This is a genomic window from Pseudomonas sp. NY11955, assembly GCF_048068035.1.
Lineage (GTDB): Bacteria > Pseudomonadota > Gammaproteobacteria > Pseudomonadales > Pseudomonadaceae > Aquipseudomonas.
In genome coordinates, this window is sequence record NZ_JBLUPS010000002.1 from 262,181 (window position 1) to 285,394 (window position 23,214).

19 protein-coding genes are annotated in these 23,214 nt (G+C 64.2%); 5 read left to right on the top strand and 14 right to left on the bottom strand.

The annotated features are described in order from the left end of the window. Positions 1–17 precede the first annotated feature (17 nt). On the bottom strand, positions 18–1,259 hold the full coding sequence (locus ACNFBR_RS04285) for an acyl-CoA dehydrogenase family protein (protein WP_416733805.1): 1,242 nt from the start codon (positions 1,257–1,259) through the stop codon (positions 18–20). 284 nt (positions 1,260–1,543) lie between these two features. Between ACNFBR_RS04285 and ACNFBR_RS04290 the strand changes: the two genes are divergently transcribed. Both ACNFBR_RS04290 and ACNFBR_RS04295 read left to right on the top strand, forming a co-directional pair. Beyond that, the gene (locus ACNFBR_RS04290; protein ID WP_416733806.1) at positions 1,544–2,644 is read left to right on the top strand and encodes an efflux RND transporter periplasmic adaptor subunit; all 1,101 of its coding nucleotides are present in this window, start codon (positions 1,544–1,546) and stop codon (positions 2,642–2,644) included. A 6-nt stretch (positions 2,645–2,650) separates the two neighbouring features. Then, complete coding sequence (locus tag ACNFBR_RS04295) at positions 2,651–5,716, top strand: efflux RND transporter permease subunit (RefSeq protein ID WP_416733807.1); 3,066 nt, start codon at positions 2,651–2,653, stop codon at positions 5,714–5,716. Between the two features lie 127 nt (positions 5,717–5,843). Here ACNFBR_RS04295 and ACNFBR_RS04300 read toward each other — a convergent pair whose 3' ends face one another. From ACNFBR_RS04300 to plsB, 3 genes are all read right to left on the bottom strand, one after another. Further along, positions 5,844–6,533, bottom strand: a complete 690-nt coding sequence (locus tag ACNFBR_RS04300; protein WP_416733808.1) for a DUF4197 domain-containing protein — start codon at positions 6,531–6,533, stop codon at positions 5,844–5,846. A gap of 33 nt (positions 6,534–6,566) precedes the next feature. Next, on the bottom strand, positions 6,567–6,965 hold the full coding sequence (locus ACNFBR_RS04305; protein WP_012270814.1) for a YbaY family lipoprotein: 399 nt from the start codon (positions 6,963–6,965) through the stop codon (positions 6,567–6,569). A gap of 76 nt (positions 6,966–7,041) precedes the next feature. Beyond that, positions 7,042–9,528 carry a glycerol-3-phosphate 1-O-acyltransferase PlsB gene (gene plsB / locus ACNFBR_RS04310; RefSeq protein ID WP_416733809.1) on the bottom strand — a complete coding sequence of 829 codons (2,487 nt, stop codon included), beginning with the start codon at positions 9,526–9,528 and terminating at the stop codon, positions 7,042–7,044. Positions 9,529–9,761: 233 nt separating this feature from the next. Between plsB and ACNFBR_RS04315 the strand changes: the two genes are divergently transcribed. Then, on the top strand, positions 9,762–9,971 hold the full coding sequence (locus tag ACNFBR_RS04315; RefSeq protein WP_003252255.1) for a cold-shock protein: 210 nt from the start codon (positions 9,762–9,764) through the stop codon (positions 9,969–9,971). A gap of 123 nt (positions 9,972–10,094) precedes the next feature. Here ACNFBR_RS04315 and ACNFBR_RS04320 read toward each other — a convergent pair whose 3' ends face one another. The 4 genes from ACNFBR_RS04320 to ACNFBR_RS04335 all read right to left on the bottom strand — a co-directional run bounded on the left by ACNFBR_RS04320 (position 10,095) and on the right by ACNFBR_RS04335 (position 15,244). After that, positions 10,095–10,472, bottom strand: coding sequence for a hypothetical protein (locus ACNFBR_RS04320; RefSeq protein WP_416733810.1), 378 nt, complete (start codon positions 10,470–10,472; stop codon positions 10,095–10,097). Between the two features lie 17 nt (positions 10,473–10,489). Next, positions 10,490–11,302 carry a putative RNA methyltransferase gene (locus ACNFBR_RS04325; RefSeq protein ID WP_416733811.1) on the bottom strand — a complete coding sequence of 271 codons (813 nt, stop codon included), beginning with the start codon at positions 11,300–11,302 and terminating at the stop codon, positions 10,490–10,492. Continuing rightward, entirely contained in the window at positions 11,302–12,453 is a 1,152-nt protein-coding gene (dapE, locus tag ACNFBR_RS04330; protein WP_416733812.1) for a succinyl-diaminopimelate desuccinylase, read from the bottom strand. Before dapE ends, ACNFBR_RS04325 begins: the two co-directional genes overlap by 1 nt. A 199-nt stretch (positions 12,454–12,652) precedes the next feature. Continuing rightward, on the bottom strand, positions 12,653–15,244 hold the full coding sequence (locus tag ACNFBR_RS04335) for a glycosyltransferase (RefSeq protein ID WP_416733813.1): 2,592 nt from the start codon (positions 15,242–15,244) through the stop codon (positions 12,653–12,655). Positions 15,245–15,363: 119 nt separating this feature from the next. Here ACNFBR_RS04335 and tcdA point away from each other — a divergent pair, with 119 nt between their 5' ends. Next, positions 15,364–16,173 carry a tRNA cyclic N6-threonylcarbamoyladenosine(37) synthase TcdA gene (gene tcdA, locus ACNFBR_RS04340; RefSeq protein ID WP_416733814.1) on the top strand — a complete coding sequence of 270 codons (810 nt, stop codon included), beginning with the start codon at positions 15,364–15,366 and terminating at the stop codon, positions 16,171–16,173. Between the two features lie 113 nt (positions 16,174–16,286). On the opposite strand, the gene ACNFBR_RS04345 is transcribed toward tcdA, so the two are convergent. The 4 genes from ACNFBR_RS04345 to ACNFBR_RS04360 form a co-directional block, all read right to left on the bottom strand. Next, entirely contained in the window at positions 16,287–16,697 is a 411-nt protein-coding gene (locus ACNFBR_RS04345; RefSeq protein WP_416733815.1) for a SufE family protein, read from the bottom strand. Next, the gene (locus tag ACNFBR_RS04350) at positions 16,694–17,899 is read right to left on the bottom strand and encodes a cysteine desulfurase (protein WP_416733816.1); all 1,206 of its coding nucleotides are present in this window, start codon (positions 17,897–17,899) and stop codon (positions 16,694–16,696) included. Before ACNFBR_RS04350 ends, ACNFBR_RS04345 begins: the two co-directional genes overlap by 4 nt. Before the next feature lie 120 nt (positions 17,900–18,019). Continuing rightward, the gene (gene dapD, locus ACNFBR_RS04355; RefSeq protein ID WP_416733817.1) at positions 18,020–19,054 is read right to left on the bottom strand and encodes a 2,3,4,5-tetrahydropyridine-2,6-dicarboxylate N-succinyltransferase; all 1,035 of its coding nucleotides are present in this window, start codon (positions 19,052–19,054) and stop codon (positions 18,020–18,022) included. A 31-nt stretch (positions 19,055–19,085) separates the two neighbouring features. Beyond that, entirely contained in the window at positions 19,086–19,433 is a 348-nt protein-coding gene (locus tag ACNFBR_RS04360) for an ArsC family reductase (protein ID WP_306381699.1), read from the bottom strand. 500 nt (positions 19,434–19,933) lie between these two features. Here ACNFBR_RS04360 and ACNFBR_RS04365 point away from each other — a divergent pair, with 500 nt between their 5' ends. After that, positions 19,934–21,580: a Na+/H+ antiporter gene (locus tag ACNFBR_RS04365; RefSeq protein ID WP_416733818.1), complete on the top strand. Its 1,647-nt coding sequence runs from the start codon at positions 19,934–19,936 to the stop codon at positions 21,578–21,580. A gap of 57 nt (positions 21,581–21,637) precedes the next feature. Here the strand turns inward: ACNFBR_RS04365 and ACNFBR_RS04370 are convergent, their stop codons facing one another. Together ACNFBR_RS04370 and dapC are read right to left on the bottom strand one after the other, a co-directional pair. After that, positions 21,638–21,868, bottom strand: coding sequence for a hypothetical protein (locus tag ACNFBR_RS04370; RefSeq protein WP_416733819.1), 231 nt, complete (start codon positions 21,866–21,868; stop codon positions 21,638–21,640). Between the two features lie 129 nt (positions 21,869–21,997). Then, complete coding sequence (gene dapC / locus ACNFBR_RS04375; protein WP_416733820.1) at positions 21,998–23,194, bottom strand: succinyldiaminopimelate transaminase; 1,197 nt, start codon at positions 23,192–23,194, stop codon at positions 21,998–22,000. Between the last annotated feature and the right edge of the window lie 20 nt (positions 23,195–23,214).

Sequence of the window (23,214 nt, forward strand, 5' to 3'; positions counted from 1 at the left end):
AGCCCCAGTGCGATGACTCAGGACTGCTTGGCACCCCCACCAATCTGCCACACATACGGTGGTTCGGTACCGTTCACCTGCCAGTCGCCGATAATCCGCTCCTTGTAGATCACCGGGTTATGCGAAGCCGCCGTGCGGGCGTTGCGCCAGTGGCGGTCGAGCTGGCGGCTGGTGCTGGTGGTGGAAGCGCCCAAGGCATTGAACAGGTCGCTGGTGGCGCGCAGTACCAGGTCGATGGCGGCCACTTGCGCCTGGGCCGATTCCAGCTCGGCAACCAGATTGGCTTGCTGCTCAGCGGCCGAATCATTGGAAAAGCGTGCCAGGTAGGCCTGCTGGATGGCCTCGGCGGCGCGCAGGGTCGCGGCTTCGGCGGCATACACCTGGCCCGAGGCCTTGCCGATCACTTGCAGCACCTGTGGGTCCTGGCTGACGGCAGCGCCGTTGCCATGGCTGAACACCCGGGTGCGCTTGCGGGTTTCCTGGCTGAAGTCGCGCACGGCGGCACGCCCGGAGCCGGTGATCACCGCCAGCAGCACCAGTTGGTAGAACGCGGTCTGGTATTTGAAGCGGGTGGCGAAATCGATGATGTTCTCTTCCTCGACCACGGCATTTTCAAACACCGAGGTACCGCTGCCGGTAGTGCGCTGGCCGAAACCGTCCCAATCATCGCGCTGACGGATACCGGGCTGCTGAGTGCGGATGGCGGCGATCACATCGGCGCCGGTGTCGTCGCGCCGGGCGAACAGGTCGATCCAGTCGGAGAACAGGCTGCCAGTGCTGTAGTACTTGGTGCCGTTGACTACCCACTGCTCACCCAGGCGTGAAACGCGGGTGATGACATCGCCAATTTTCACCGCCCCGATCTCGGTCCAGGCGCAACCCACCAGGTCACCGGCGACGAAGCGCTGCAGCCACACATCCTGTGGTGCGCTGGCGTGGGCGTTGAGGCGGTCTTCGACGAAAGCAAAATGACCGCGCAGGGCCTGGGGCACGTTGGAGTCGGCTTCGGCCAGCTCGATCAGTAGCTGGAACAACTGCGGCAAGGAGGCGCCGCCACCGCCCTGTTCGACGGGCACGCGCACGGCGCCGAAGCCGGCCTCCTTGAGCCACTGGATGGGTTCGTAGGGCAGGGTGCGGTTGCGCTCGCGTTCCACGCTGGAGTCGGCAATGCGGGCGAAGATAGGCCGGAAGCGGGCGGCCAGTCGGGTGTAGTCGGTGCCGTTGGCTTGGGCTGGAAGGTGCTGTTCGAGGGCAGTCATCGGAATACTCCAAGTACATGAACGAGGGTGTTAGGTACCGGTGATTGCACAGGTCGTGCCGGGCAGTGGAAGGCCCGTGGGGCGGGGCTTGCGATGTGTTCCAGCGGTGTTTGACTGTGGCGGGGCGGGGCAAGTTGTTGATTGGCTGTGGGCCGGGCAACAGCGTTTAGCGGCTGGAAAACCAGCTGAATTTCTTTGTGCCGCCAGCTTCCCGCCATCGCTTGCCTGACTTAATATACCCGTCAGTACAAATATTCGAAGTGCCCTCCGCGAAAGGATTCATCATGTTGCGCCATGCCTTGTCCATCGCTCTGCCCGCTGCCGCCGTGCTGTTCCTGGCGGCCTGCGGTCAGGAAGCCGCCCCACCTGCCGCGCCGCGCCCGGCGCTGGTGGTGCAGCCGCAGCCGGCCGCAGCCGCTGCAGACAGTTACCCGGGTGAAGTGCGTGCGCGCTTCGAGCCGGAGCTGGCCTTCCGCATTGGCGGCAAGGTCAGCAAGCGCCTGGTCGAAGAGGGGCAGCGGGTCAAGGCCGACCAGCCGCTGGCCGAACTGGACCCGCAAGACGTGCGCCTGCAACTGGAAGCCAACCGCGCCCAGCTGGCCGCTGCCGAAGCCAACCTGTCGCTGGTGCGTGCCGAGCGCGACCGTTATCAGAAGCTGCTGGAGCGGCAGATGGTCAGCCACTCCCAGTACGACAACGCCGAAAACCTCTACCGTGCAGGCCTTGCTCGCTTGAAGCAGGCCAAGGCCGAGTACGACGTGGCCGGCAACCAGGCCGAGTATGCCGTGCTGCGTGCGCCGCAGGCCGGGGTGATCGCCAAGCGCCAGGTTGAAGTGGGCCAGGTGGTCGCCGCCGGGCAGACCGTGTTCACCCTCGCCGCCGACGGCGAACGGGAAGTGGCCATCGGCCTGCCGGAGCAGCAGTTCGCGCGCTTTGCCGTGGGCCAATCGGTGAGCGTGGAGTTGTGGTCGCACCCGCAACAACGCTTCCAGGGGCGCATTCGCGAGTTGTCGCCGGCTGCCGACCCGCGTTCGCGCACGTTCGCGGCGCGCATCGCCTTTACCAGCGCCGCCACGCCGGCCGAACTGGGCCAGAGCGCCCGGGTGTACATCGCCCATGATGGGCAGATCCCGTTGGCGGTACCACTGTCGGCAGTTACAGCGGAAAACGGCCAGGCCTATGTCTGGCGGGTGAACAAGGACCGCCGCCTGGAGCGGGCGCCGGTGCGCCTGGGGGCTTATGGCAGCGACAGTGTGCCGGTGCTCGAGGGCCTTGCCCCGGGGGACTGGGTGGTCGCCGCCGGTGGCCATGTATTGCGCGAGGGCCAAGAGGTACGCCCCGTGGACCGCAGCAACCGTGTAGTGAACCTGACGGCCAAGGAGTAAGTCCCGATGGGTTTCAACCTTTCTGCCTGGGCGCTGCGCAACCGCCAGATCGTCCTGTTCCTGATGATCCTGCTGGCGGCCATCGGCGCCATGTCTTACACCAAGCTCGGCCAGAGCGAGGACCCGCCGTTCACCTTCAAGGCCATGGTCATCCGCACCCTGTGGCCCGGCGCCAGCGCTGAAGAAGTGTCGCGCCAGGTGACCGAGCGCATCGAGAAGAAGCTGATGGAAACCGGCGAGTACGAGAAGATCGTCTCGTTCTCCCGCCCCGGCGAATCGCAGGTCACCTTCATGGCCCGCGACTCACTGCATTCCAAGGACATCCCCGAGCTGTGGTACCAGATCCGCAAGAAGGTCGCGGACATCCGCCACACCTTGCCGCCGGAAGTCCAGGGCCCGTTCTTCAACGATGAATTCGGCACCACCTTCGGCAATATCTATGCGCTGACCGGCGAGGGCTTCGACTATGCGGTGCTCAAGGACTACGCCGACCGTATCCAGATCCAGCTGCAGCGGGTCAAGGATGTGGGCAAGGTCGAGCTGATCGGCCTTCAGGACGAGAAGGTCTGGATCGAGCTGTCCAACCTCAAGCTGGCCACCCTTGGCGTGCCGCTGGAGGCCGTGCAGAAGGCGTTGCAAGAGCAGAACGCGGTGAGCACCGCCGGCTTCTTCGAGACCCCCAGCGAGCGCCTGCAATTGCGCGTGAGCGGGCGTTTCGACAGCGTCGAGCAGATCCGCCAGTTCCCTATTCGGGTAGGTGATCGCACCTTCCGTATCGGTGATGTCGCCGAGGTGCACCGTGGCTTCAACGACCCACCCGCACCGCGCATGCGCTTCATGGGCGAGGATGCCATTGGCCTGGCCGTGTCGATGAAAGACGGCGGTGACATCCTGGTACTGGGCAAGGCCCTGGAAGGCGAGTTCGAACGCCTGGCGCACAACTTGCCGGCCGGCATGGAGCTGCGCAAGGTGTCGGACCAACCAGCGGCGGTGAAGGCCGGCGTGGGCGAGTTCGTCCAGGTGCTGGTCGAGGCCCTGGTCATCGTCTTGCTGGTGAGCTTCTTCTCGCTGGGCCTGCGCACTGGCCTGGTGGTGGCGCTGGCCATCCCACTGGTGCTGGCCATGACCTTTGCCGCCATGCATTACTTCGGCATCGGCCTGCACAAGATCTCCCTCGGCGCGCTGGTGCTGGCCTTGGGCCTGCTGGTGGACGACGCGATCATTGCCGTGGAGATGATGGCGATCAAGATGGAGCAGGGCTACGACCGCCTCAAGGCGGCCAGCTATGCCTGGACCAGCACGGCCTTCCCGATGCTCACCGGTACCCTGATCACGGCGGCAGGCTTTTTGCCGATCGCCACGGCGGCCTCCAGCACCGGCGAATACACCCGGTCGATCTTCCAGGTGGTTACCATTGCGTTGCTGACCTCGTGGGTGGCGGCCGTGGTGTTCGTGCCGTACCTGGGCGAGCGCCTGCTGCCGGACCTGGCCAAGCTGCATGCCGCGCGCCACGGCAAGGACGGCCATGCGCCTGACCCTTACGCCACACCGTTCTACCAGCGTGTGCGGCGGGTAGTGGAGTGGTGCGTGCGGCGGCGCAAGACGGTGATCCTGCTGACCATTGCCGCCTTTGTCGGCAGCATTCTGCTGTTCCGCTTCGTGCCCCAGCAGTTCTTCCCGGCGTCCGGGCGACCGGAGCTGATGGTCGACCTGAAGCTGGCCGAAGGCGCCTCGCTGGCCAACACCGCTGAGCGGGTCAAGCAACTGGAGGCGCTGCTCAAGCAGCAGGAGGGCATCGACAACTATGTGGCCTATGTGGGCACCGGTTCGCCACGCTTCTACCTGCCGTTGGACCAGCAATTGCCGGCAGCCAGCTTCGCCCAGTTCGTGGTGCTGGCCAAGTCGATGGAAGACCGCGAGCGCCTGCGCAGCTGGTTGATCAGCACCGTTGACCAGCAGTTCCCCGACCTGCGGGCGCGGGTCACGCGTCTGGAAAACGGCCCGCCCGTGGGCTACCCGGTGCAGTTCCGGGTGACCGGCGAGCACATCGAGAAGGCCCGTGCACTGGCCCGTGAAGTGGCTGACAAGGTGCGCGAAAACCCGCATGTGGTGAACGTGCACCTGGATTGGGAGGAACCGAGCAAGGCGGTGTTCCTTGAAATCGACCAGGACCGTGCCCGCGCCCTGGGGGTGAGCACCGCGCACCTGGCGAGTTTCCTGCAAAGTTCGCTGATCGGCAGCACCGTCAGCCAGTACCGCGAGGACAATGAGCTGATCGAGATCCTGCTGCGCGGCACCCTGCAGGAACGCAGCGAACTGGGCAACCTCGGTAGCCTGGCGTTGCCCACCGACAATGGCCAGAGCGTGGCACTGTCGCAGGTAGCGACGTTGGAGTACGGCTTTGAAGAAGGCATCATCTGGCACCGCAACCGCTTGCCGACGGTGACCGTACGTGCCGATATCTACGACAAGGAGCAGCCGGCAACGCTGGTGAAGCAGATTCTGCCGACCCTGCAGGACATCCGCGCCAAGCTGCCTGATGGCTACCTGCTGGAAGTGGGCGGCACGGTGGAAGACTCCGAGCGTGGGCAGAAATCGGTGAATGCCGGCATGCCATTGTTCATCGTGGTGGTGCTGAGTTTGCTGATGATCCAGCTGCGCAGCTTCTCGCGCACGGTCATGGTGTTCCTTACCGCGCCACTGGGGCTGATTGGCGTGACCCTGTTCCTGCTGGTGTTCCGCCAGCCGTTCGGCTTTGTCGCCATGCTCGGCACCATTGCCCTGGCGGGGATGATCATGCGCAACTCGGTGATTCTGGTGGACCAGATCGAGCAGGACATCGCGGCGGGGATGGAGCGTTGGCAGGCGATCATCGAGGCCACGGTGCGGCGCTTCCGGCCGATCGTGCTGACCGCGTTGGCGGCGGTGCTGGCGATGATCCCGTTGTCGCGTAGCGTGTTCTACGGGCCGATGGCGGTGGCGATCATGGGCGGGTTGATCGTGGCCACGGTGCTGACGCTGTTGTTCCTGCCAGCGTTGTATGCGGCGTGGTTCAGGGTGAAGAAAACCTAGCAGGCTTCACCGCCCTGTGTGTCTGTAGGAGCAGCCTTGTGCTGCGAAGAGGCCGGTGCAGCACATGAGAATTCATGTTGTTGCACCGGCCTCTTCGCAGCACAAGGCTGCTCCTACAGGTTGTGTATCAGAGGGCGCCGAAGACCTTCTTGGCCAGGCTGGTAGCTGCTTGCGCAGGGTTCTGGCGAATGCTCTGCTCTTGCTTGCCAATCATCTCGAACAGCCCATCCAGTGCCTTCTCGGTCACGTAGTTCTCGATGCTGGCGCTCTTGGCGTCGACCACGCCCAGTGCTACCGCCTGCCCGGCAAAGTTGTTGTACTGCTGGGCCAGGCCAACCTTGTCGGTAGCCTGCTTGACGATCGGCAGGAACTTGGCGCGGATCTGCTCGCGGCTGCTCTTGTTCAGGTACTGGGTGGCCGAATCGTCACCGCCGCTGAGAATGCCCTTGGCATCGCTCACGCTCATGTTCTTCACGGCATCCACCAGAATCGCCTGGGCCTGCGGCACGGCAGCTTCGGCGGCCTTGTTCATGCTGGCTTCCAGGGCGTCGACCTGTTCACCCTTGCCGAACATCTTCATGGCCTTGGCGGCTTTGCCCAGGTTGCCTGGCAGCTCGATGCGCACGTCCGGGTTGTTGTTGAAACCGCCTGGGGTGCTCAGCTGCTTGACTGCCAGCTGTGCGCCTTGGGTCAGGGCATCTTTCAGGCCGCCGGTGGCGTCTTTCTGGCTCAGGTCGCCCAGCGACAGGGCCAGGGCGCTGGCCGACAGCAGTAGGCCGGCGCACAGGGTAGTGAAGCGCAGGGAGGTGCGGATCATGAAGCGTTCCTTGTAAACGGATGAGTACGGGTATCAGCGAATCGGGTCGACTTTGATGCGGACCGATTGAGGGTCACTGCCGTCGAGCGCGACACCATGGTGTTCGGTATTGATGAACAGCAACTTGCCATCGAGCTCGATGCGCGCGCTCACCGCATAGCGGTGCCCGGGTTTGACCTGGGCCGGGTCGTAAGTGAGGTGGAACGGCAGCGGTACGTTGCCTTTGACCGGGCCGGCCTGGCGGGCCAGGGTCACGGCAGGGGCGTCCATCAGCGAGACGTCCTGCAGCTCCACGCTCAGGGTGGCGGCAGGCGGCAGGGCAATACGCTGCAGGTAGAAGACTTCACCGTCCAGGCTGGCCTGGTTGGATGGGGTTTGGCTGGAACAGGCTGCGAGCAGGGATGCGCAACACAGCATAAAGAGCTTTTTCATGGTATCTCCGAAGTCCTTGGCGTTGGCTTGTGGCCAACCCCAGGGACTGTAGCGGATTTTCCCGTCGGATAAAGCCTCAGATGGCCGAAGTTTCCAGCCCGTCGTCACGATGCAGGGCCACCTGGCGAATCGACAAGCGCAATTCGGCCGAGAGCACACGCTTGGCCACGCCCTCGGCCAACTCGCCGAGCTTGTCGTGATAGCCCAGCTTGCCTTGCGCGTCGGTGTGCAGCACGCCTTGCTGCAACAGGGTCTGGATGAAGTGGCGGAACAGCGTCTTGTCGAAGAACTCCGGGGCGTTCAGGCCGTGCAGAATCGACAGGCGCTGGGCCATCATCACGCACAGGTCTTCCAGTTCTTCGGCGCTGAGGCTGTTCTGCCCGCTGTTGATCAGCAGCGACGTGGCCATGTAGAAGCGCTGCAGGGTCTGGGTGATGGTGCGGGCGAGCAAGGTCAGCAACACGAACTGCCGCGAGCTGGGCGCCGGGCGGATGTACAGGTCGTTGTCCTGGCGCAACAGGCCCTGCTCGACCAGGGCGGCCAGCCATTGGTCGATCACCTCGTCCAGCTGTTCTGGCGTCCAGCGCAGGAACAGTTCGGCCTGCAGGTAGGGATAGAGCGCGTGCACATATTGGCCCAGCAGTTCGCGGCTCATGCGTGAACTGCTGAGGAAGAAGCTGGCCAACAGCGCCGGCAGGGCGAAAATGTGCAGCACGTTGTTGCGGTAATAGGTCATCAGTACCGCATTGCCTTCATCCAGATAAAGGATGCGGCCCAGGGCGTCTTTCTGCTCGGCCACCAGGTTCATGCTGCGCACATGTTCGATCAGCGCCTGGCCGTCGCCGTCGGGCAGGGTGGTGTGTGGCGAGTAGGGCACTTGGCGCAGCAAGGCCAGGTACAGGTCGAGCACACGGGTCAGGGCGCGCTCGTCCAGGGCCAGGCGGCTGGTGGACAGTAATGCCAGGGCCACCAGGTTGACCGGGTTGATGGCGGCCGCCTCGTTGAGGTGACGGGCCACGGTCTCGCCCAGGCGGGTGGTGGTGGCGTTGAGCCAGTCCGGGCGGTACTGCGGGCCGTGATCCTGCTCACGCCAGCCAGGTTGCTGCTGGTCGAGGAAGCCGGCCAGGCGGATCGGTTCGCCGAAGTTGACGTACACCTGGCCAAAGCGTTGCTTGAGCGCACCGAACACCTTGAAGATGTCGAACACCGACTCTTTCTTCTTGCTGGCGCCGCGCAGTTCGCCCAGGTAGGTACGGCCTTCGAGCACGCGCTCATAGCCGATGTACACCGGTACGAACACGATTGGCGTACGTGATGAACGCAGGAAGCTGCGCAAGGTAATGGCCAGCATCCCGGTGCGCGGCTGCAGCATGCGCCCGGTCCGCGAGCGGCCACCTTCGACGAAGTATTCGACCGGGAAGCCCTTGGTGTACAGGGTGTGCAGATACTCGTTGAACACCGCCGTGTAAAGCGGGTTGCCCTTGAAGGTGCGACGCATGAAGAACGCGCCACCGCGGCGCAGCAGGTTGCCCACCACTGGCATGTTGAGGTTGATGCCTGCCGCCACGTGCGGTGGGGTGAGGCCGTTGCGGAACAGCAGGTACGACAGCAGCAGGTAGTCGATGTGGCTGCGATGGCACGGTACGTAGATCACTTCGTGGCCGGGAGCGATGCCCTGCACTTGTTCGATGTGGTTGACCTTGATGCCGTCGTAGATCTTGTTCCAGAACCAGCTGAGCACCACTTCGAGAAAACGGATGGCGGTGTAGGTGTAGTCCGAGGCGATCTCGTTGCCATAGCGCAGTGCCTGGGCCTCGGCCTTGGCCAGCGGCAGGTTTTCGCGCTGCGCCTCGTCGGCGATGGCCTGGCGCACTTGCGGGGCGTGTACGAGGCCTTTGACCAGGTTGCGCCGGTGCGAGATATCCGGGCCGATGACGGCAGTCTTGAGGTTGCGAAAATGCACGCGCATCAGGCGCTGGGCCATGCGCACGGTGCGCTCGTGGCCCTTGTTGTGCTGCACCAGCTCGCGCAGGTGGATCGGCGCGGAGAACTGCACGCGGGTCTTGCGCCCCAGAATCAGCACGGTCAGCAGCCGGCGCAGGCGCCCGGTCACGGCCCAACTGTCGGCGAACAGCAGCTTCCACGGGCTGGATTCGCTGGCCGGGGTCTGTCCCCAGAACACGCTCACTGGAATGATCTGCGCATCTTCTTCGGCGTGTTGGCTGACGGCTGCCACCAGGCGCTCAAGCGTAGGGGGGGCGCCACTTTTGTCCTGGCGCCCGAGCCAGTCCGGGTCGGGGGTCAGGTAGAAGAACGCGGCTGGCTCCTGCAGTGGGCCGACGGCTACCGGCAGCACCGGGCGCGGCAGCCCTGCCTTGGTGCACTCGTGGTCGAGTACGGCCAGGTCGGTGAGCGACGGCGAGGGCAGTGCATAGAACACCGGCCGGCTGCGGTCGAGGTTGAGGGTCATGGACGACTGGTTGATGGTCTCGGAGCGCACCCACAGGTACAACAGGCGACGCAGGCCGCCGAAGATCAGGCGGTGCAGGGGGGAACGGGTCATGGGGTGTGTGCCCTGGGTGTGATGTTCAGGTGAGTATCCAGCTAATTAGTCTGCCGTATCGGCGTAAGTTCAGCAAAAATCGGCCAACTGCGGGACCGTCATCAATTTTTTTTGTTCTGTGTCATATACTCGGCCTGCCACTTGCAGGATATTTCGGCAAGCGGCGTTGGCACGGGGCAGGTAACCCCATGCCTGCAAGGCGATCTTCACAATAAAAATCCGGAGTAGTTCAGATGTCGTCTCGTGAGACTGGGAATGTAAAGTGGTTCAACGATGCCAAGGGTTATGGCTTCATTCAGCGCGAAGGTGGTGCGGATGTGTTCGTCCACTATCGGGCGATCCGCGGTGAGGGGCATCGTACCCTGGTCGAAGGGCAGCGGGTGGAATACGCCTGCGTGCAGGGCCAGAAAGGCCTGCAAGCCGAAGACGTAGTGGGCCTCTGAGCCTTCTGGTTTCAAGCTGTAGGAGCGGGTTTACCCGCGAAGCAGCCACCACGGTGACTGGCACGGGCTTCGCCCGTGTTCGCGGGCAAGCCCGCTCCTACATAGATGAGCAAGGCTGTAGTTTTATGATGTACGCCAGGTGATTTCCTCTTCACCGTCGGCGCTGATGCGGACCCAGCGGTCGGCATCCTCTTCCCCATCTTCCTCGACCCAGCCACCCGGCGCGCAGCGCACTTCCACACCCAGTGCGGCGAATGCGGCGTGGGCGCAAGCCACGTCATCGGCCCACGGTGTCTGGTCACTTTCCAGGTACAGGCTGTTCCATTTCCCCACAGCTTTGGGTAACCAAGTGACCGGAATGTTACCGGCCTGGCATTTGAAGGTATGGCCTTTCTGCTTCCATTCGCTGCACGGGCCGATCGCCTGGGTGAGCCACTCGGCAATCTGCTTGTGGTCGACGTCGGCGTCCTTCAGGTAAATCTCGATATCAGGTTGGCGCATAAGGGCTCCGGGTGTGCTCAGGTTTGGCGCACGAAATAGTCATAACGCATGGAAACCGTGACCTCGAACGGCTCGGGCTGGTCGATCACCCGGGCACGCTTTTCGGCGCTGGCGCGCCAGCCGTGCGGGGTCATGGCCAGCAGGTCGGCGCGGGCCTTGGGCGCGACCAGGCTCAGGCGGAACTCGAGGGTTTCGCTGTGGGCATGGGCCATGCCTTCGGGGACCAAGGCCAGGTGCTTGTCGTCGGCGTAAGGGCGTACTTCATCGTAGAGCACTTCACGCAGTTCCATCAGGTGGCCGCTGGTCGGGCCTACGCGCATCAGGCCACCGCCAGGGCTGAGCAGGCGTTTGGCCTCGGCCCAGTCCAGCGGGCTGAACACGCTGGCGATGAACTGGCAACTGGCGTCGGCCAGCGGTACGCGGGCCATGCTGGCGACCATCCAGGTGACCTCTGGCGCGCGTCGGCAGGCACGCTTGACCGCTTCGCGAGAGATGTCCAGGGCGTAACCGTCGGCGGCCGGCAGGGCGTGGGCGAGTTGCGCGGTGTAGTAACCCTCGCCGCAACCGATGTCCAGCCAGGCACCGGGCTGGCGTTCGGCGGCCAGCTCAGCCAGGCGGCGGGCGACCGGCGCGTAGTGGCCGGCGTCGAGGAAGTCGCGGCGGGCCTCGACCATGGCCTGGTTGTCACCCGGGTCACGGCTGTTCTTGTGCTGCACCGGCAGCAGGTTCAGGTAACCCTGGCGGGCGCGGTCGAAGCGGTGGCCGGCCGGGCACACCGCTCCATTGTCGAGCCGGCTCAGCGGCGCCTGGCAAAGTGGGCAGGCGAGCATCAGGCGAGCAACCGGACCAGGGTCTGGTAGTAGATTTCAGTCAGCAGGTCGAGGTCGCTGGCCAGGATCCGCTCGTCAACCTGGTGAATGGTGGCGTTGACCGGGCCGAGTTCGACCACCTGGGTACCCATGGTGGCGATGAAGCGGCCATCGGAGGTGCCGCCGCTGGTGGATGGCTGGGTGTCGCGGCCGGTGACGCCCTTGATGCTGGCCGCTACCGCGTCGAGCAGTTCGCCCGGCTCGGTGAGGAACGGCAGGCCCGACAGCGCCCAGTCGACCGACCAGTCCAGTTCATGCTTGTCGAGAATCGCCGACACCCGCGCCTGCAGGCCTTCAACGGTGGACTCGGTGGAGAAGCGGAAGTTGAACAGCGCGGTCAGCTCGCCCGGGACCACGTTGGTGGCGCCAGTGCCGGAATTGAGGTTGGAGATCTGGAAACTGGTCGGCGGGAAGAATGCGTTGCCTTCATCCCAGTGTTCGGCAGCCAGTTCCGCCAGGGCCGGTGCGGCCAGGTGGATCGGGTTGCGCGCCAGGTGCGGGTAGGCCACATGGCCCTGCTTGCCGCGCACGGTCAGCTTGGCGCCCAGCGAACCGCGACGGCCGTTTTTCACCACGTCACCCAGCAGGGTCGTGCTGGACGGCTCGCCGACGATGCACCAGTCCAGGCGCTCGTTGCGTGCTTTCAGGCGCTCGACCACCGCCTTGGTGCCGTGGTGGGCCGGGCCTTCCTCGTCGCTGGTGATCAGGAACGCGACCTTGCCGCGATGGTTGGGGTAGTCCTGCACGAAGCGCTCGCTGGCGATCACCATGGAGGCCAGGCTGCCTTTCATGTCGGCGGCGCCACGGCCGCAGAGCATGCCCTCGGCATCGATCAGCGCTTCGAACGGTTCGTGCTGCCACTGCTGCACCGGGCCGGTGGGCACCACGTCGGTGTGGCCGGCGAAGCACAGTACCGGGCCGTCCTGGCTGCCGTGGGTGGCCCAGAAGTTATCGACGTCTTCAATGCGCATCGGCTCGAGCTCGAAGCCCACGGCGCCCAGGCGGTTCATCATCTGCGCCTGGCAGTCGGCGTCGACAGGGGTGACCGAGGGGCGACGGATAAGGTCGCAGGCCAGTTGAAGGGTAGGCGAGAGCTCGGCAGGGGCCGTCATGGGGGACTCCGGGGCAAGGCAAGGCGGGGAAACTGAGGGGCGTTATCTTATATCAAACCGATCGGCCGGTGGGGCCGCGTTGCGGCCCATTCGCGGCGCAAGGCCGCTCCTACAGGATCACCGCAGCCCATCGAGCGTGTGCAATACCTGTAGGAGCGGCCTTGCGCCGCGAATGGGCTGCAAAGCAGCCCCGGCAACCTCAAGCCTGTTGCGGTTCGGCCGCCTTCTCCTGCGGTTTGGGCAGCGAGGACAGGAACGCCATCACCAGCGCCGCCACATAAGGCAACGACTGCACCAGCAACATCGCCACCCAGAAGCGCATGTCCGAGCTCGGCAGCCCCTGCACAAGGTAGATGCCCAGCGCCGCGCCCCACAGCAGCAACATGATGAACAGCTCTTCACGCGCCTCGGAAATCGCCACCAGCAACCCGTGGCTGTCGGCATTCTTTGGCGTGCGGAAGAACGGCATGCTGCTGGTGAAGAAGCCATACAGCACCGCCTTGGCGATGGTGTGCGACAGGGCCAGCCCCGCCAGCGCGGCGGCGAAGGCATCCTTGAGGTTCACCCCTACCGCACGGCGGTAGAGGAAGATGATCTTGCCGACCTTGAAGAAGAACAGCGCCAGCGGCGGGATGGCGAAGATCATCAGCGGCGGGTCGACCCGGTGCGGCACGATGATCATCGCCGCCGACCACAGCAACGCGCCGACGGTGAAGAAGATGTTCATGCCGTCGGCGATCCACGGCAGCCAGCCGGCCAGGAAGTGGTAGCGCTGGCCACGGGTCAGCTCGCTGCCTTTGCCGCGCAGCAGGGCGCTGGCGTGGTGCTTGATGATCTGGATGGCGCCATAGGCCCAGCGGAAGCGCTGCTTCTTGAAGTCGATGAAGGTGTCGGGCATCAGGCCCTTGCCGTAGCTGTTGTGGGCGTAGGCGGCCGATAGGCCCTTCTCGAACACACGCAGGCCCAGTTCGGCGTCCTCGCAGATGCACCATTCGGCCCAGCCCAGCTCCTGCAGCACGCTGCGCCGGGTCATGGTCATGGTGCCGTGCTGGATGATCGCATCACGGTCGTTGCGGGTGACCATGCCGATGTGGAAGAAGCCCTTGTATTCGCTGTAGCACAGCTTCTTGAAGGCACTTTCGTGCTGGTCGCGGTAATCCTGCGGCGACTGCACCACGGCAATTTTCGGGTCGGCGAAGTGCGGCACCATGTGCTTGAGCCAGTTGCGGTCGACGCAGTAGTCCGAGTCGATGACCGCGATCACTTCGGCGTCCTTGGCCGTGTGCGGTATCAGGTAGTTCAGCGCGCCGCCCTTGAAGCCGGCCAGGGGCGCGACGTGGAAGAACTTGAAGCGCTCGCCAAGCTTTTCGCAATGGGCCTTGAGCGGCTCCCACACGGCTGGGTCCTTGGTGTTGTTGTCGATCACCAGCACTTCGTAGTCGGGGTAGTCCAGGGCGGCAAGCGCATCGAGGGTCTGCTTCACCATCTCCGGCGGCTCGTTGTAGCACGGCACATGCACCGACACCTTGGGCCGGTAGGCACTGTCGGCCTGTACCGGCAGGAACTCGCGGCGGCGCTTGTGTATCCACACCGCCTCGGCCAGTTCGTGGGCCTCGGTGAGCAGCACGATGAACACGCCCAGCGCACCGAGGGCCAGCAGCACACCTACGGTCAGGCTGAACCAGGTGCTGTATTGCTGGCTGTAGTCATAGGCGATCCACACCAGCACCGACCCGCAGAGGAAGGTGATGAACGTCAGGAACGTACGGCCACGCTGGCGCAGGGCCGAGCCGTCGATGAACAGCACCATCAGGGCAATCATTGCCAGCACTACCGAGGCCACCGCCAGGGCACGCCACTGTGGGATCGCCACCACCGGGCCGTCGAAGTTGAACTTCTGCTGACGCTCGGCGTTGTACACCCCCCAGTAGGCCCCTACCGAGCCTTCGTCGCTGGCCTTCCACGGTTGGTCATAGGCTTCGATGACAAAGTAGTTGTAGCCACGGCGGTTGAGGGTGTTGACCAAGGTACGCAGGTAGATGGCTTGGTCAGCCTGGGTGGCATCGGCACCCCCGCGCATGCGGCCGTTGCTCGGCCAGCCGACTTCCGACAGCAGCAGGGGTTTGCGCGGGAACTGGTGCTTCAGCTCACGGGCGCGGTCGAGGACGAACTCCACCGAATCCTTCATCGGCACGAACTCCCAGTAGGGCAGGATGTGCGCGGCAATCAGGTCGACGTGCTTGGCCAGCTCTGGGTGTTCCTTCCAGATGTGCCACTGTTCACTGGTGGTCACGGGCACTTTTACGGCTGCGCGTACCCGGTCCAGGTATTTGATCAGGTTTTGCGGGGTGACTTCTTCACGGAACAACGCCTCGTTGCCGACCACCACCCGCACCACGCTGCGCGACGTGTTGGCCAATTCGATGGCCGTGGCGATTTCACGTTCGTTGCGCTCCAGGTCCGGGCTGATCCATATCCCAAGCGTCACCCGCAAGCCGAATTCTTCGGCCAGGCGCGGGATGTCGGCCTGGGTGCCCTCCACGGTATAGATACGGATGCTGTCGGTCAGTTTGCTCAACTGCTCCAGGTCCTGGCGCATCTCGTCGTCAGTGGGGTACTGGCCCTTCTGCGGGCTTTCGCCCAGGCGGAACGGTGAATACGAAAAGCCAGAGATCTGCTCTGGCCAGGCGGGAGCGGAAACCGGGCGGTTGATCAGTGCCCAGAACCCGGTGAACAGTGCGGCGATGGCCAGCACCACAACCAGGTTCAGGCCGAATTTACGTGAAGACATTGTCGTCCATTTGTGTCGAAGTGATAGGACATTAAAGCAGGGTTGGTAGTCTCTTTCCTAACGATGCAGGCGATGGGCCCACTGGCATATAATGCGCGCCGGTTTTTTGGGGTATGAACATGAGCACAGAAGATCCACGCTTCGCCGGTGTTGCCCGGCTGTATGGCGACCAGGGGCTGCAACGTTTGGGGCAGGCCCATGTGGCCGTGGTCGGTATCGGCGGGGTGGGTTCGTGGGTGGCTGAAGCGCTGGCCCGCAGTGGCGTGGGTGAAATCACTCTGTTCGACCTGGACGATGTCTGCGTCAGCAACACCAACCGCCAGGCCCATGCCCTGGAAGGCCAGGTGGGGCGGCCCAAGGTCGAGGTCATGGCCGAGCGCCTGCGGGCGATCAACCCGGCGTGCACGGTGCATGCGGTGGCCGACTTCGTCACCCGCGAGACCATGGCCGAGTACATCACCGAGCAGATGGACTGTGTGATCGACTGCATCGACAGCGTGATGGCCAAGTCGGCGCTGATCGCCTGGTGCCGGCGCCGCAAGATTGCCATTGTGACGACCGGTGGCGCTGGCGGGCAGATCGACCCGACGCAGATCCAGATCGCCGACCTGAACAAGACGTTCAACGACCCGCTGGCCTCACGGGTGCGCTCCACCCTGCGGCGCGACTACAACTTCTCGCGCAATGTCAGCCGTAACTATGGTGTGCCTTGTGTGTTTTCCAGCGAACAACTGCGATATCCCAAGGGCGATGGCAGCGTTTGCCTGCAGAAAAGTTTCGTGGGCGAGGGCGTGCGGCTGGACTGCTCGGGTGGTTTTGGCGCGGTGATGATGGTGACCGCGACCTTTGGCATGGTGGCGGCGAGCAAGGCGATAGAAAAGCTGGTGGCCGGGGCGCGGCGGCCCTCTGAGCGAGTCAAGCCTGAATAGACCGCGTGAGCTTCTTCGCGGGCTCGCCCGCTCCCACAGGGGGGCTCATCTTTCTTGAGAAGAGATGCAGTACCTGTGGGAGCGGGCAAGCCCGCGAAGAAGCCAGCACCGATTCAACGGGTTGACGCCAACTCCGCCATCCGCTGCAACACTGCATGCAGCCCATTGCTGCGCGACGGCGACAGCTGGCGCTCCAGCCCCAGCTGAGTGAACCACTCGCGCAGATCGAGCCCGGCCAGCTCTTCGCTGGCCAGTCCCTGCACCCGCACCAGCAACAAGGCCAGCAGGCCACGCAACAAGCGTGCATCGCTGCTGGCCTTGAACCGCCACAAGCCCTCGACCTGATCGGCCACCAGCCAGACCAGGCTTTCGCAGCCATGCACTCGGTTGGCTTCGGTCTTTTCAGCTTCGGCCAGCGGTTCCAGTCGGTCGCCCCATTGCATCAGCAGCCGCGCGCGCTGCTCCCAGCCCTTGCCCTGTTCAAAAGCGTCCAGCGCCTGGCGCGCCTGTTCCGGCATATTCATCGCAGCAGCTCCAGGCCCTGATCCAGCGCCGTAAAGAAGCGCTGCAAGTCATCGCTGTCGTTGTACAAGCCCAACGACACGCGGATTGCCCCCTCCAACCCCAGCCCTTGCAACAGCGGCATCGCGCAATGGTGCCCGGCTCGTACGGCAATGCCTTGCTCGGTGAGCAGGTGGGCGATATCGGCATTGTGCACCCCCTCGATAATGAAGCTGGCCAAGGCCGCCTGTGGCGCACCGAGCACCCGCACGCCCTCGCGGTCGGCCAGCCCACGGAGCAGGTGCTGGTGCAGGCTGGTTTCGTGAGATTCGACTGCCTGGGTATCCAGGCTGGCCAGGTAGTCCAGGGTTGCGCCCAGGCCGATCACCCCGGCGATTGGCGGCGTTCCCGCCTCAAAGCCCAGCGGGGCCGGGCGGAAGCTGGCGCTCTGGTACTCGGCCAGTTGCACCATCTCGCCCCCGAACTGCCAGTGGCGCAACAGTTCCAGCGCCTGAGGGCGGCCATACAGCACGCCAACCCCGTCCGGGCCATACAGCTTGTGGCTGGAGAACACATAGAAGTCGCAACCCAGATGCTGCACATCATGGCGACCATGCACCACCCCCTGGGCACCGTCGACCACGGTCAGTGTGCCCTGGGCGCGGGCATGGGCCAGTAGCGCCGGCAGTGGCTGCCAGGTACCCAGCACATTGGACAACTGGCTGACGGCGAGCAACCGGGTGCGCGGGCCGATCAGTTGCAGTGCCTGGTCCAGGTCGATGCGACCATGGGCATCCAGCGGCAGCACCACCAGGCGCAGGTTGCGCCGGCGCGCCAGTTGCTGCCAGGGCAGCAGGTTGGCATGGTGCTCCAGGGCGCTGATGGCAATTTCGTCACCGGCTTCGAAGCGGTGTTCCAAGCCATAGGCCAGCAGGTTCAGTGCAGAGGTGGCGCCGTGGGTGAACACGATCTGCCGTGAGTCTGCGGCGTTGAGCCAGGCGGCGACCTTGTCGCGGCTGGTTTCGAAGGCCTGGGTGGCCAGCGCGCCGGGCAAGTGCTGGGCACGGTGCACGTTGGCTGCGCCATGGCCGTAGTAATGGCTCAGGGCATCGAGCAGCGCTTGCGGCTTCTGGGTGGTGGCGGCGCTGTCCAGGTAAGTCTGGTGCTGCCGTTGCAGGGCGGCGATGGCGGGGAAGTCGGCACGCCAGGGGGAGGGCTGGAACATGTTCGCGGGGCCTGGAATGAAAATCGGGTCTGGCGTGGCGCCAGACCCGATCTTAACATTTCAAACGCTGAGAATGCGCTGTTCGCGAGCAAGCTCGCGCCTACAGGGGCTGAAGGGTTCTCAGTTGTGGGCGTGCAGTGCTTCGTTCAGCTCGATGGCCGACTTGTGGGTCTTGCACTCCACCGCGCCGTTCAGCGAGTTGCGACGGAACAGCAGGTCGGTCTGGCCAGCCAGGTCGCGAGCCTTGACCACTTTGACCAGCTCGTTGTTCTCGTCCAGCAGGTTCACCTTGGTGCCAGCGGTGATGTACAGGCCAGCTTCGACGGTGTTGCGGTCGCCCAGCGGGATGCCGATACCGGCGTTGGCGCCGATCAGGCAGCCTTCGCCGACCTTGATGACGATGTTGCCGCCACCGGACAGGGTGCCCATGGTCGAGCAACCGCCGCCCAGGTCCGAACCTTTGCCGACGAACACGCCAGCGGACACGCGGCCTTCGATCATGCCTGGGCCTTCGGTGCCAGCGTTAAAGTTGACGAAGCCTTCGTGCATGATGGTGGTGCCTTCGCCGATGTAGGCACCCAGGCGTACGCGGGCGGTGTCGGCGATGCGCACGCCGGCCGGGACCACGTAGTCGGTCATTTTCGGGAACTTGTCCACCGAGAACACTTCCAGCAGCTCGCCTTTCAGGCGCGCTTCCAGTTGCAGCTCGGCCAGTTCGCTCAGGTCGACTGCGCCCTGGTTGGTCCAGGCCACGTTCGGCAGCAGCGGGAAGATGCCGGCCAGGCTTACGCCATGCGGTTTCACCAGGCGGTGCGACAGCAGGTGCAGCTTGAGGTAGGCCTCTGGGGTCGAGGTCAGTGCGGCGTCTTCAGCCAGCAAGGTGGCGACCAGCGGCTTGTGGCTTTCGGCCAGACGGGTCAGCAGGGCGGCCTGGGCGGCATCCACGCCTTTCACGGCTTCGGCCAGTTGCGCGGCCTGGGCGTTGCTGAAGGCGATGGCCTGGTTGCCACCTTCGTAACCCAGAACAGGGGCTACCGCAGCGACCAGTTCGGCGCTCGGGTTGAGCAGTGGTTGTGCGTAGAACACTTCCAGCCAGGCGCCCTGGCGGTTCTGGGAGCCGACACCGAAGGCCAGGCTGAACAGGGTATTGGACATGTGATTACCTCGTGCGAAATAGGGTAGGGGGTCAGGCCAGGGCTGCGGCGTACAGGTCAGGCTTGAAGCCGACCAGGGTACGCGCGCCAAGGTCGAGCACCGGGCGCTTGATCATCGACGGCTGGGCCAGCATCAGCTCGACGGCCTTGGCCTGGTCGAGGTCGGCCTTGCTGGCGTCGTCCAGTTTGCGGAAGGTGGTGCCGGCACGGTTGAGGATGACTTCCCAGCCGTGTTCGTCGCACCAGCGGTTCAGGCTGTCACGGTCGATGCCTTGGGCTTTGTAATCGTGGAATTCGTAGGCGATGGCTTTGTCTTCGAGCCAGGTACGCGCCTTTTTCATGGTGTCGCAGGCTTTGATGCCGTAGAGCGTGTAGGTCATTGTGTGCATTGGGGGTGCAGGTTGCCCCAATCTCTCCGTTTTCCGATGTCAGTCGCGGGATTATGCGGGAACGAAACTGTGAGCGCCACGGGTGTGCTCGCCTTGGGGTTTGCAGTGTGGCGGAGATCGAGCGCCGCCCGCGCGGCGCTTCGCAGCACAAGGCTGCTCCCACATCTGTTTCGGGCCAGTATCGCCTGTGCCAGGCGCACGCGACCGCCTTGTTTGTACAACGCGATATCGAGGTGAGCGCCAAAGGGCCGCGCGCCACTGGCACAGGAATAATTGGCCCGAAACAAATGTAGGAGCGAGCTTCGCTCGCGATGCGCCGCGCGGGCGGCGCTCGATCTCACTGGCAGCGAAGTATCATCATGTTACATATTCCCCGGCCACCTGCGACTATCGTGCAGCGGCCCCAAACCGTTGGTCGCCGCTAACATATTGTTTCAATGGCGATGTTTCGCCCTGCTATCGTTTCTGGTTCACAAAGGAAGCTTTCCCGGATGCAGTCCGCCTACACCGTCCTCATCCTGCTGACGCTGGTCAGCCTGTCGAAGCTGGTCGGCCGCGTGATTCCGCTGCCCTTGCCGCTGGTGCAGATCGCCGCCGGGGCCTTGTTGGCGTTGCCGACACTGGGCCTGCATGTGGCGCTGGACCCCGAATTGTTCCTGTTCCTGTTCTTGCCACCGCTTCTGTTTGCCGACGGCTGGCGTATCCCCAAACGGGAGCTGTGGCGCATTCGCGGGCCCGTGGTGGCGCTGGCCGTCGGGTTGGTGCTGTTCACCGTGGTCGGGGCCGGCTACTTCATTCACTGGCTGCTACCGAGCATCCCACTGGCGGTGGCCTTCGCCTTGGCGGCGGTACTCTCGCCGACCGACGCCGTGGCTGTTTCGGCCATCGCCCAGGACCGGCTGCCTACGCCGCTGATGCACATGCTGCAGGGCGAGGCCCTGATGAACGACGCGTCGGGCCTGGTGACCTTCAAGTTCGCCTTGGCAGCGGCGATCACCGGGGTGTTCTCGCTGACCGATGCAAGCTTCAGTTTCGTCCTGGTTGCGCTTGGCGGCCTCGCGGTGGGGGTGGGCTTGAGCTGGCTGGTCGGTCGTTTGCGCGCCTGGATGATCGCTCGCGGCTGGGACGACCCGGCCACTCATGTGGTGTTCATGCTGCTGTTGCCATTCGCTGCCTATGTGCTGGCTGAGCGTCTTGGCGTGTCGGGCATCCTTTCGGCCGTGGCGGCGGGCATGATGCAGAGCTGGCTCGACCTGCTGCCACGGCAGACCAGCACCCGGCTGCTCAACCGCAGTGTCTGGTCGCTGCTGGAGTTCGCCTTCAATGGCCTGATCTTCCTGCTGCTGGGCCTGCAGTTGCCGGACATCATCAAGGCCGTGGTCAGCCATGAGCCTACCGTCTGGCCGACCCTGGCTTACCGTTGCCTGGATGTGGTGGCGATCTTTGTCGCGTTGATCCTGCTGCGGTTCATCTGGGTGCAGAGCATCTGGCGGTCGATCGGAGTGGTACGCCGCTGGCGCGGCAAACCGGCGCTGGTGCTGATGCCCACGGCGCGTTCCTGCTGGCTGCTGACCCTGGGCGGGGTGCGCGGGGCGGTGACCCTGGCCGGCGTGATGTCGGTGCCGTTGCTGATGGGGGCGGGCAAGGCCTTCCCGGAACGTGACTTGCTGATCTTCATTGCCGCCGGGGTGATCCTTTTGTCGTTGATCAGTGCCTGTATCGCGCTACCGCTGTTGCTGCGTGGGGTGACCAAAAGCCCTGACGAGCGCTTGCACCAGGAAGTGCAGGAAGCCTGGCGGCGCACGGCCGAAGCGGCGATCCATGCCCTGGAGGCAGAGGAAGTGATCGACAGCAATGCCCCGCAGGACGCCGCGCAGGCGACCCTGGCGACCGAGTTGAAAGCGCGGCTGATGGCCGAGTACCGGGATGAGCTGGACAGCTACAACGACAGTGCCGAAGCCAAGGCGATGGCCGAGCAGATGGACTTGCTGGAGCGGCGTTTGCGCTTGCGTGCATTGAGGGCTCAGCGGCTGGAACTGTACAACCTGCACCGCCAGCACCTGGTCGGAGATGAAGTCGTGCGTCAGGTCTTGGGTGAGCTGGACATGAGTGAAGCGAACCTGGGGCAAGTCAGGTAGGGCGGCGAACACGTTGCGGTTGCCTGCGCGCTTTGGTGAGCGCAGGCATTGCCTGGCTTACTCGCAGGCAGGGGAGCGGTCGAGGCGCAGCAGGGTTTCGCCTACCTCGATGAACCCGTTGCCGTTCACATCCATCAAGGCCAGGAGGGTCTCCAGCTGCTCGCTGCTGTGGTAGTCCTCGAAGCGCTTCCTGAATTCTTCGAGCGAAACCTTACCGTCGCCGTTGTCGTCCATCTCGAGGAGCCAGCTTTTGGCATCCTGGCACATAGCGCTGCTGATCTGGGTCATGGGTGTTGCCTCGTTGGTGGTGGAGGAGGCATCACTGTAAGGCCCGGCCGGTGGGGGAAATATTGGCGTTTTCATCCTGGCCGGTAGGGCAATTCGATTACCTCGAACGGCCCTGCCAGCCTGCATGGATCAGCGGCCCAGGAACGCCCGAATACGTTCGGCGGCCTCGATGCACTCGGCCAGTGGCGCAACCAGCGCCATGCGCACGCGGCCTGCGCCTGGGTTCACGCCGTCGACTTCGCGGGACAGGTACGAGCCCGGCACCACGGTCACGTGTTCGGCTTCGAACAGGTCACGGGTGAAGGCGGCATCGTCGTTGCCCGGCACCTTGGCCCACAGGTAGAAACTGCCATCTGGGCGTTGGACGTCGAGGACCGGTTGCAGGATGTCCAGCACCGCATCGTACTTGGCGCGGTACTGGTCGCGGTTCTCGCGCACATGCGCCTCATCCTGCCAGGCAGCGACGCTGGCCAGCTGGGTTTGCACCGGCATGGCACAGCCGTGGTAGGTGCGGTACAGCAGGAATGGCTTGATGATCTCGGCATCGCCGGCGACGAAGCCCGAGCGCAGCCCAGGCAGGTTGGAACGCTTGGACAGGCTGTGGAATACCACGCAGCGCTTGAAGTCACTGCGGCCGAGTTCCGCGCAGGCGGTCAGCAGGCCCGGTGGTGGCGCGTCCTCGTCGAAGTACAGCTCGCTGTAGCACTCGTCGGCGGCAATCACGAAGTCGTGCTCGTCGGCCAGGGCAATCAGTTTTTTCAAGGTATCCATCGGCACCAGTGCGCCAGTGGGGTTGCCCGGCGAGCACAGGAACAGGATCTGGCAACGCTTCCATACCTCGGCCGGAACAGCGTCGAAGTCGGGGTTGAAGCCGTTGCTTTCCAGGCAAGGCAGGTAGTGCGGGGTAGCACCGGCCAGCAGCGCTGCGCCTTCGTAGATCTGGTAGAACGGGTTGGGGCTGATTACCAGGCCATCATCGGCGCGGTTGACCACGGCCTGGGTGAAGGCGAACAGCGCCTCACGGGTGCCGTTGACCGGCAGGATGTGGCGCTCGGCGTCCAGCCAGCCGGCGGGCACGCCAAAGCGCCGCTCGCACCACTGACCGATGGCCTGGCGCAGGGCCGGCAGGCCAAGGGTGCTGGGGTAAACCGCCAGCTTGTCGAGGTTGTCGGCCATGGCCTGGGCGACGAACGCCGGCGATTCGTGCTTCGGCTCACCGATCGACAGGGCGATGGCGCGTTTGTCCGCCGCAGGCTTCACGCTGCCCAGCAGGGCGCGGAGCTTTTCGAACGGGTAGGGCTGAAGCTGGGTCAAGGCATGGTTCATCGGCGCAAGGTCTCGTCAAT

What these genes read in the sequence shown, in the direction of transcription:
- ACNFBR_RS04285 (WP_416733805.1), bottom strand. Translation starts at nt 1,259, where the DNA reads ATGACTGCCCTCGAACAGCACCTTCCAGCCCAAGCCAACGGCACCGAC.
- ACNFBR_RS04290 (WP_416733806.1), top strand. Translation starts at nt 1,544, where the DNA reads ATGTTGCGCCATGCCTTGTCCATCGCTCTGCCCGCTGCCGCCGTGCTG.
- ACNFBR_RS04295 (WP_416733807.1), top strand. Translation starts at nt 2,651, where the DNA reads ATGGGTTTCAACCTTTCTGCCTGGGCGCTGCGCAACCGCCAGATCGTC.
- ACNFBR_RS04300 (WP_416733808.1), bottom strand. Translation starts at nt 6,533, where the DNA reads ATGATCCGCACCTCCCTGCGCTTCACTACCCTGTGCGCCGGCCTACTG.
- ACNFBR_RS04305 (WP_012270814.1), bottom strand. Translation starts at nt 6,965, where the DNA reads ATGAAAAAGCTCTTTATGCTGTGTTGCGCATCCCTGCTCGCAGCCTGT.
- plsB (WP_416733809.1), bottom strand. Translation starts at nt 9,528, where the DNA reads ATGACCCGTTCCCCCCTGCACCGCCTGATCTTCGGCGGCCTGCGTCGC.
- ACNFBR_RS04315 (WP_003252255.1), top strand. Translation starts at nt 9,762, where the DNA reads ATGTCGTCTCGTGAGACTGGGAATGTAAAGTGGTTCAACGATGCCAAG.
- ACNFBR_RS04320 (WP_416733810.1), bottom strand. Translation starts at nt 10,472, where the DNA reads ATGCGCCAACCTGATATCGAGATTTACCTGAAGGACGCCGACGTCGAC.
- ACNFBR_RS04325 (WP_416733811.1), bottom strand. Translation starts at nt 11,302, where the DNA reads ATGCTCGCCTGCCCACTTTGCCAGGCGCCGCTGAGCCGGCTCGACAAT.
- dapE (WP_416733812.1), bottom strand. Translation starts at nt 12,453, where the DNA reads ATGACGGCCCCTGCCGAGCTCTCGCCTACCCTTCAACTGGCCTGCGAC.
- ACNFBR_RS04335 (WP_416733813.1), bottom strand. Translation starts at nt 15,244, where the DNA reads ATGTCTTCACGTAAATTCGGCCTGAACCTGGTTGTGGTGCTGGCCATC.
- tcdA (WP_416733814.1), top strand. Translation starts at nt 15,364, where the DNA reads ATGAGCACAGAAGATCCACGCTTCGCCGGTGTTGCCCGGCTGTATGGC.
- ACNFBR_RS04345 (WP_416733815.1), bottom strand. Translation starts at nt 16,697, where the DNA reads ATGAATATGCCGGAACAGGCGCGCCAGGCGCTGGACGCTTTTGAACAG.
- ACNFBR_RS04350 (WP_416733816.1), bottom strand. Translation starts at nt 17,899, where the DNA reads ATGTTCCAGCCCTCCCCCTGGCGTGCCGACTTCCCCGCCATCGCCGCC.
- dapD (WP_416733817.1), bottom strand. Translation starts at nt 19,054, where the DNA reads ATGTCCAATACCCTGTTCAGCCTGGCCTTCGGTGTCGGCTCCCAGAAC.
- ACNFBR_RS04360 (WP_306381699.1), bottom strand. Translation starts at nt 19,433, where the DNA reads ATGACCTACACGCTCTACGGCATCAAAGCCTGCGACACCATGAAAAAG.
- ACNFBR_RS04365 (WP_416733818.1), top strand. Translation starts at nt 19,934, where the DNA reads ATGCAGTCCGCCTACACCGTCCTCATCCTGCTGACGCTGGTCAGCCTG.
- ACNFBR_RS04370 (WP_416733819.1), bottom strand. Translation starts at nt 21,868, where the DNA reads ATGACCCAGATCAGCAGCGCTATGTGCCAGGATGCCAAAAGCTGGCTC.
- dapC (WP_416733820.1), bottom strand. Translation starts at nt 23,194, where the DNA reads ATGAACCATGCCTTGACCCAGCTTCAGCCCTACCCGTTCGAAAAGCTC.